Annotated in this window: 7 protein-coding genes and 1 tRNA gene; 1 reads left to right on the forward strand and 7 read right to left on the reverse strand. The window is 34.8% G+C overall.

Annotated elements, in window-relative coordinates; genetic code table 11:
* Positions 1 to 51 precede the first annotated feature (51 nt).
* The 5 genes from Q0F04_RS11150 to Q0F04_RS11170 all read right to left on the reverse strand — a co-directional run bounded on the left by Q0F04_RS11150 (position 52) and on the right by Q0F04_RS11170 (position 4,703).
* Positions 52 to 849 carry an HAD-IIB family hydrolase gene (locus tag Q0F04_RS11150; RefSeq protein ID WP_295753319.1) on the reverse strand — a complete coding sequence of 266 codons (798 nt, stop codon included), beginning with the start codon at positions 847 to 849 and terminating at the stop codon, positions 52 to 54.
* Positions 842 to 1,801: a Gfo/Idh/MocA family oxidoreductase gene (locus tag Q0F04_RS11155; protein ID WP_295753322.1), complete on the reverse strand. Its 960-nt coding sequence runs from the start codon at positions 1,799 to 1,801 to the stop codon at positions 842 to 844. Before Q0F04_RS11155 ends, Q0F04_RS11150 begins: the two co-directional genes overlap by 8 nt.
* The gene (rpiA, locus tag Q0F04_RS11160) at positions 1,791 to 2,465 is read right to left on the reverse strand and encodes a ribose 5-phosphate isomerase A (protein WP_295753323.1); all 675 of its coding nucleotides are present in this window, start codon (positions 2,463 to 2,465) and stop codon (positions 1,791 to 1,793) included. The genes Q0F04_RS11155 and rpiA overlap by 11 nt, the downstream gene beginning before the upstream one ends.
* A gap of 84 nt (positions 2,466 to 2,549) precedes the next feature.
* Positions 2,550 to 3,380: a MurR/RpiR family transcriptional regulator gene (locus Q0F04_RS11165; protein WP_295753325.1), complete on the reverse strand. Its 831-nt coding sequence runs from the start codon at positions 3,378 to 3,380 to the stop codon at positions 2,550 to 2,552.
* Positions 3,381 to 3,422: 42 nt separating this feature from the next.
* Positions 3,423 to 4,703, reverse strand: coding sequence for an adenylosuccinate synthase (locus Q0F04_RS11170; protein ID WP_295753327.1), 1,281 nt, complete (start codon positions 4,701 to 4,703; stop codon positions 3,423 to 3,425).
* A 134-nt stretch (positions 4,704 to 4,837) separates the two neighbouring features.
* Here Q0F04_RS11170 and Q0F04_RS11175 point away from each other — a divergent pair.
* Positions 4,838 to 4,912: transfer RNA gene (locus tag Q0F04_RS11175), tRNA-Trp, on the forward strand.
* Between the two features lie 140 nt (positions 4,913 to 5,052).
* On the opposite strand, the gene Q0F04_RS11180 is transcribed toward Q0F04_RS11175, so the two are convergent.
* On the reverse strand, positions 5,053 to 5,280 hold the full coding sequence (locus Q0F04_RS11180; protein ID WP_295753329.1) for a hypothetical protein: 228 nt from the start codon (positions 5,278 to 5,280) through the stop codon (positions 5,053 to 5,055).
* A gap of 3 nt (positions 5,281 to 5,283) precedes the next feature.
* A complete protein-coding gene (locus Q0F04_RS11185; protein WP_295753331.1) occupies positions 5,284 to 5,988 on the reverse strand; it encodes a DUF3137 domain-containing protein in 705 nt (234 codons plus the stop codon).
* Between the last annotated feature and the right edge of the window lie 195 nt (positions 5,989 to 6,183).

Here is a 6,183-nt window from a genome sequence, read left to right on the forward strand (position 1 = left end):
AACCGTTTTGGGGTATATGCCGCCCCTTAAAATCTTGGAGAGCAAATTCACCTAACCCCATCCAAATTTATTGCGCCAAATCCATTCCATTTTCTTACAAATATTATAAATTCCATCATCCACATTGGCATCTGTAACATATGTTGCGATATCCTTTAATTCTTGACACGCATTTCCCATCGCTACACTTGTCCATTGCGGATCAAACATAACCATATCATTGGTGTCATCCCCAAAGACAACCACGTCTTTTAAATCACCACCAATATGCTGCATCATATCCAAGATACCTTGGTGTTTCGCATCATATTGAAACATTAGATAATCTGGCACAAAACGCATATTGCCTAATGTATCCTTTAAAGTCATTTCAGATTCTTTCTCTTTTGGAATAGAAATATACATTTTATAAATCACATCCAGCTTGTCTACATCCAAATTTTCATCATAAATATATTCCGTAGGCTCCTTACGATCACCTACTTGATTCTGGAATGTATGATCCTTTGTATATACCTTAATTGAATCGTCTAGCGCAAATAAAACGCCATATCCTAAAGACAATGCTTGTTTGGCAATGGCCTTTGATTTATCTAAATCTAAAGGAATATTTTGCACCAATTCATCACTAATGACTAATCCGCCGCCACCGCAACAAACCATATCATGTAAACCCACACTCTCCATAAAATTACGTGCTTTATAGTGAGCACGACCTGTCGCAATAGCTACAAAATGACCTGCCTTTTGTAGTTCATTTAATGCGACTTGTGCACTTGGCACGATCTTACCAGTTTTACGATCGGTTAAAGTGCCATCAATGTCAAAGAAAAAATATTTTTTATTCATGTACCTTCCAACTTTCTTGTACCCTCGTCAATACATCCATCACATCTTGAATATATTCTAAATTTGTTTGTCCATTTAAACTTGAAACATATTCTTCCATATCACGGATCTCATAGTTGAGTGCTAAACTACTTTCTCCATAAACAATCTCTTCAGTATGTCCATCACTTGTATATGTGATTGTCGCCTTATCAGCTCTAGGAAAATTATATATTTCAATATACCCATTTTCACAAGCCACCAAACCTCTTTTCGGCTGTTTTGCACGCATCGTTAAAGAAATAGTCGCAATCTCCATCTCTTTATTCTGTAGTAAGATACCACTTGATTCATCAACACCCGTTTCAAATGGTGTCATCGTTGTTAGTACTGTATTTGGTTTACTCGACATAAACCAACGCGCAAAACTAACGGCATACACACCAATATCAAGTAGGGCTCCACCAGCTAAATCGGGATTAAAGAAACGATTGTTGACATCATATTCTTTAAAGCTTCCAAAATTGACTTGAACCATCTTTACCGGACCTAAAGAATTGGATGAAATCACTTTCTTCAATTCTTTAAACAAAGGCATATGAAATAAGGTAACTCCATCACTGATTACTAAACGTCTTTCTTTGGCAATCTCTACACACTTGTCTAATTCTTTAGAATTTAAAGTGATTGCCTTCTCACAAAAGACATGTTTATTATGCAACAAAGCATCCTTCATAATTTCATAGTGCGAGTTATGCGGAGTCGCAATATAAACAATATCTATATTTTCATCTTCAAACATTGCTTGATAATTTTCATATACATGTTCAATTGAAAACTCTTCAGAAAACTTTATAGCCGAACTATAATGACCAGAAGCTACACCATATATTCCAACACCTTCTTGAATCAAGGCACTTGCCATATCATGTGCAATCCAACCAGAACCAACAATTCCCCAATTATAATGCATTGAATTCTCCATTTTTTTCCTTTTTAAATACACCTTTATCATTTACTAATATGAATCCGGTAAGTATATCGACAAATAGACTAGTATCCACAATACCAGGCATCATCAATAATGTTTGATTCAATAAACCAATATCTTGTACATCATTGAAATAAACATCCAATAAGATATTTCCTTCATCACTCATTAGAAATCCATCTTTATTCGCTGCTGTACGCAACTCAACATTCCCATTTAATTCTTCTAATTTCTTTTTCACAATACTAAATGCTTTAGGCAACACTTCCACTACAACAGGTACTTGAAAAGGTAAAGTCTCATGAAATTTACTTTCATCCACCAATACAATATATTTATCCGCCATAGACGCAATGATCTTTTCTTGTGTATGAATACCACCACCGCTTTTTAAAGCATTTAAATGCGAATCCACTTCATCACAACCATCAAAGGCAATATCAACATGATCCACATATTGCGTATTCAATACAGTCAAACCTGCCTTTTGAGCTAACAATACCGTCTTAGAAGAAGGAGATACCACCTTGATATCTTTATCCTTCACATAATCAATTAAATACGATATGGTACTACCTCCACCAAGGCCTACAACCATACCATCCTTTACTAATTTTGATGCATATAATGCACATTTCTTTTTCATAATCATCACCACTTTCACTATATCATGTAATTTATTTTCGTCAATATATTATTAATGTAATTTCAATTCATACAAAAAGAAGAACTATACCTTCAAAGAAGCATATAATTCTTCACATTGACTAATTTGATCATAACTATTTTCTAAAGTATTCGTTAAAAATAAATATAAAATTTCAATCACAGTCGCAGCTGAAATTCTAGAAAAACAAAACTCATTTAAAAATAGCTTTTCACGCGTAGACGTTTGAATATGATACAAGCACTCTTTGGCAACAACCGAATCTTCATTATTCGTTATTCCAATCGTTGGCACCCCACGCTTTTTCATTTCCCTGCAAACCGCTAAGACTTGACTGCTCTCTCCACTATTTGAGATGGCAATCACGACATCACTTGCATCAAGTCCTAGCGCGTACGATGCCTGATTCTCCCAAATTGTTGAAGTAAATGTTGGAATACCAATCTCGTTAAACTTAAACATACAATCCAATGCCACTGGAATCGTATTTCCTACGGCACATACAAGTACGTGTTTGGCATTTTGAATCAAAGAAAGAATCACACTCAATTGATCCACATCTATATTGCGAATAGTAGCCGTAAGCTCAGAAATTTTATTGGATAAAATTGTTTCCAACGAACCTGCAATATCACCAGTAGAAATGGTATTTGATTTATGTTCGATTTCATTGACACAATCCCTAGCCAAATTCACCTTTAAATGATGAAAGCTGTCCATCTGACATTTTCTGGCAAAACGTGAAACACTTGCCTGCGAAGTATTACATGCATTCGCAAGTTCCTTGATTGTCATATTTACCACTTCTTTTGGATGTTGGATAATATAATCCGCAATTTTCTTCTCGGAATCAAAGAAAGAATTATAATGTCCATGAATTGTATCGAGTATCATGTAAATCACCACCACCTCTATATTATCAAAAAAGAGATCAAATTACTTGATCTCATGTACGTAAATATTATTAACGCGATCTGGTCCTACAGAAATCATAGAAACACGTACGCCTGTGAATTCTTCAATGAAGTGTACATAGTCTAAACATTCTTGAGGCAATTGATCGACTGAAGTCATCTTAGTGATATCTGTCTTCCAACCTTTGAAAGTCTTATAGATTGGTTTCGCTTTGGCAACATCTGCCTGGTCACTAGGAATATAATTATATTCTTTACCGTCGATTTCGTATCCTACACAAACCTTGATTTCATCTAAACCATCTAACACGTCAATCTTAGTGATAACGATATCTGTTAATCCACTCATTAAGTTTGCGTGTTTTACAGTTAATAGATCCAACCATCCACAACGACGAGGACGACCTGTAGTAGCTCCATATTCTCCACCTTGTTCACGAATCCATTCACCTTGTTCATCTAATAACTCAGTTACGAATGGTCCTTCACCTACACGTGTTGAGTAAGCTTTTACAACACCAACAACAGTCTGAATACGACTTGGTGCAACACAAGCACCTGTAGTAACACCAGCACTTGTTGGACTTGAAGAAGTTACATATGGATATGTACCATAGTTGATATCAAGCATAGCTGCCTGAGCCCCTTCAAATAATACTGTCTTATCTTCATCCAATGCTTCATTGACTAAGTGTGTTGTTTCTTGGATCATAGGGACAATACGATCATAAATAGCTTCAAAATCAGCTACCATCTTATCGTAATCCATAGCTTTTCCACCATATACGGCAGCAAATAATTTGTTTTTGAAATCTAAGCAGTCTTTTAAACGAGCTTTAAAATGTTCAAAATCCTTAAATTCATGATAACGAATACCACGACGAGCATACTTATCTGCATAACATGGACCAATTCCACGTTTTGTAGTTCCGATTTTATTAGCTGCAGCTTGCTCTTCTAATTCATCTTGATATTGATGATATGGCATTAACATCTGTGCACGGTCACTAATAATGATGTGTTTCGTTGATAAACCATCTTTTTCTAATTGTTCCATTTCTTTTAATAATACAAATGGGTTACAAACAACTCCTGGACCAATGATACAAGTTGCTTCTTCATGTAGAACACCACTTGGTAATAAGTGCAATACATGTTTCTTACCATTTACAATGACTGTATGACCTGCATTGTCTCCACCTTGGAAACGAACGATCATATCCGCCTTTTCTGCTAAAACATCGACGATTTTTCCTTTACCCTCATCGCCCCATTGGGTACCTACAACTACTTGGCTTGACATAAGAGCCTCCTTTTAGGTATGTTCTTTACAATACCTAATTAATTATAAGTAACCCTCATATTATTGTCAATTGAGTTTTTTTAAAAAAAGGGCTTGCGCAACCATTTAAATCATGATATCATTAACAGGCACTTAGGGGTATCGTCCAAAGGCTAAGATAGCGGTCTCCAAAACCGTTGATGTGGGTTCGAGTCCTACTACCCCTGCCAGTTTGAAACTCAAAGTTCTGAATTTACCTTATATAAAGGGGTTCAGAACTTTTTTTTGTTTATAAAGCACTATTTTCTGGCAAACAATTTGGCAAACTTTTCATTAAATCAAAACCAGAGATTTTATTTCTCTGGCATTTTTAATCCTCAATAATTCTTTCTGGATGATTCCTTTTCATATACAAATAAAATGCATATTTTGGAATATCGTAAATATTCTTATACTTCTTATCCATAATAAAGTCATGCACTAATTTTAGATCATCAACATTTTTACAATAAGTTAATACCGCTATTTTTGAATCATCAATAAAATCAAATTCTTCAAGCATCCCTTTTGTTTCTAAATACAATTCTTTATAATTCATTGATTATCCCCTAAACACATCAATCATATCCACAAACCACTTTAAATCATTCATATTCTTAAAACTATGAGCTGCAATATAAAGTCTTCCATCCTCATTCAAGTTTATTGAAAACTTATGATTTGATAAAGCCATAATTCGCTCTAGTCGATTCGCATCCAATATCTCAAGAGCCAATTTCTCATCCCCACAAGTCAAATTAAACTTCTTATCAAACGCCTCATTTCCAGTTTTAATACTTTGTTTATCCAATAAACTGCGAGGATATATAGTTAGCCATGTCTTAAACTTACAATCCAACTTATACAACATCCATTCTCCCGTATAAACTGTATTTTCATTCTTTTCCCACAAACCAGTCTCATCACGCAAGACCTCTGTCACATCTGTAAGTTTAATGGTACAAAACTCTACATCTAAACCTTTATATTTACCTTGTACATATCCACTGCCACTACAATAATCATGTTTAGGCAAAGGAATATTTGTATCACTAACATTCAGTATATGCGTATCTGGATTCATCTTTACATCCTCAAAGAACTCATGTACAACATTCATATTTAATCCGTTATCTTCTTTATCCTTGATTATCTGTCCTAAGCCAAGAATTACACATCCAATAATAACTAAAACAAGATTACCACCAAACACAATACCCACTATCACAATCAACAATCCTAGTATTGACAACAATCTTTTACCCATACCTTTCATCTCCCTTCACCACCATATTAACAAGCCCAAAAATACATCTCAAACAATTCACTAAATTTACCAGAATATAGACAAAGAAGGCCAATTACTGGCCCTCTTCATTAATTTCGACTATATAAAAATAGTTAGGGTCTAGATACGCTATAAGATTACATAGGGTAATGCGCTAGGCAGCTTAAAATTCGC

Source organism: uncultured Holdemanella sp. (assembly GCF_934772795.1).
GTDB lineage: Bacteria > Bacillota_I > Bacilli_A > Erysipelotrichales > Erysipelotrichaceae > Holdemanella.

What these genes read in the sequence shown, in the direction of transcription:
- Q0F04_RS11165 (WP_295753325.1), bottom strand. Translation starts at nt 3,380, where the DNA reads ATGATACTCGATACAATTCATGGACATTATAATTCTTTCTTTGATTCC.
- Q0F04_RS11185 (WP_295753331.1), bottom strand. Translation starts at nt 5,988, where the DNA reads ATGGGTAAAAGATTGTTGTCAATACTAGGATTGTTGATTGTGATAGTG.
- rpiA (WP_295753323.1), bottom strand. Translation starts at nt 2,465, where the DNA reads ATGAAAAAGAAATGTGCATTATATGCATCAAAATTAGTAAAGGATGGT.
- Q0F04_RS11170 (WP_295753327.1), bottom strand. Translation starts at nt 4,703, where the DNA reads ATGTCAAGCCAAGTAGTTGTAGGTACCCAATGGGGCGATGAGGGTAAA.
- Q0F04_RS11155 (WP_295753322.1), bottom strand. Translation starts at nt 1,801, where the DNA reads ATGCATTATAATTGGGGAATTGTTGGTTCTGGTTGGATTGCACATGAT.
- Q0F04_RS11180 (WP_295753329.1), bottom strand. Translation starts at nt 5,280, where the DNA reads ATGAATTATAAAGAATTGTATTTAGAAACAAAAGGGATGCTTGAAGAA.
- Q0F04_RS11150 (WP_295753319.1), bottom strand. Translation starts at nt 849, where the DNA reads ATGAATAAAAAATATTTTTTCTTTGACATTGATGGCACTTTAACCGAT.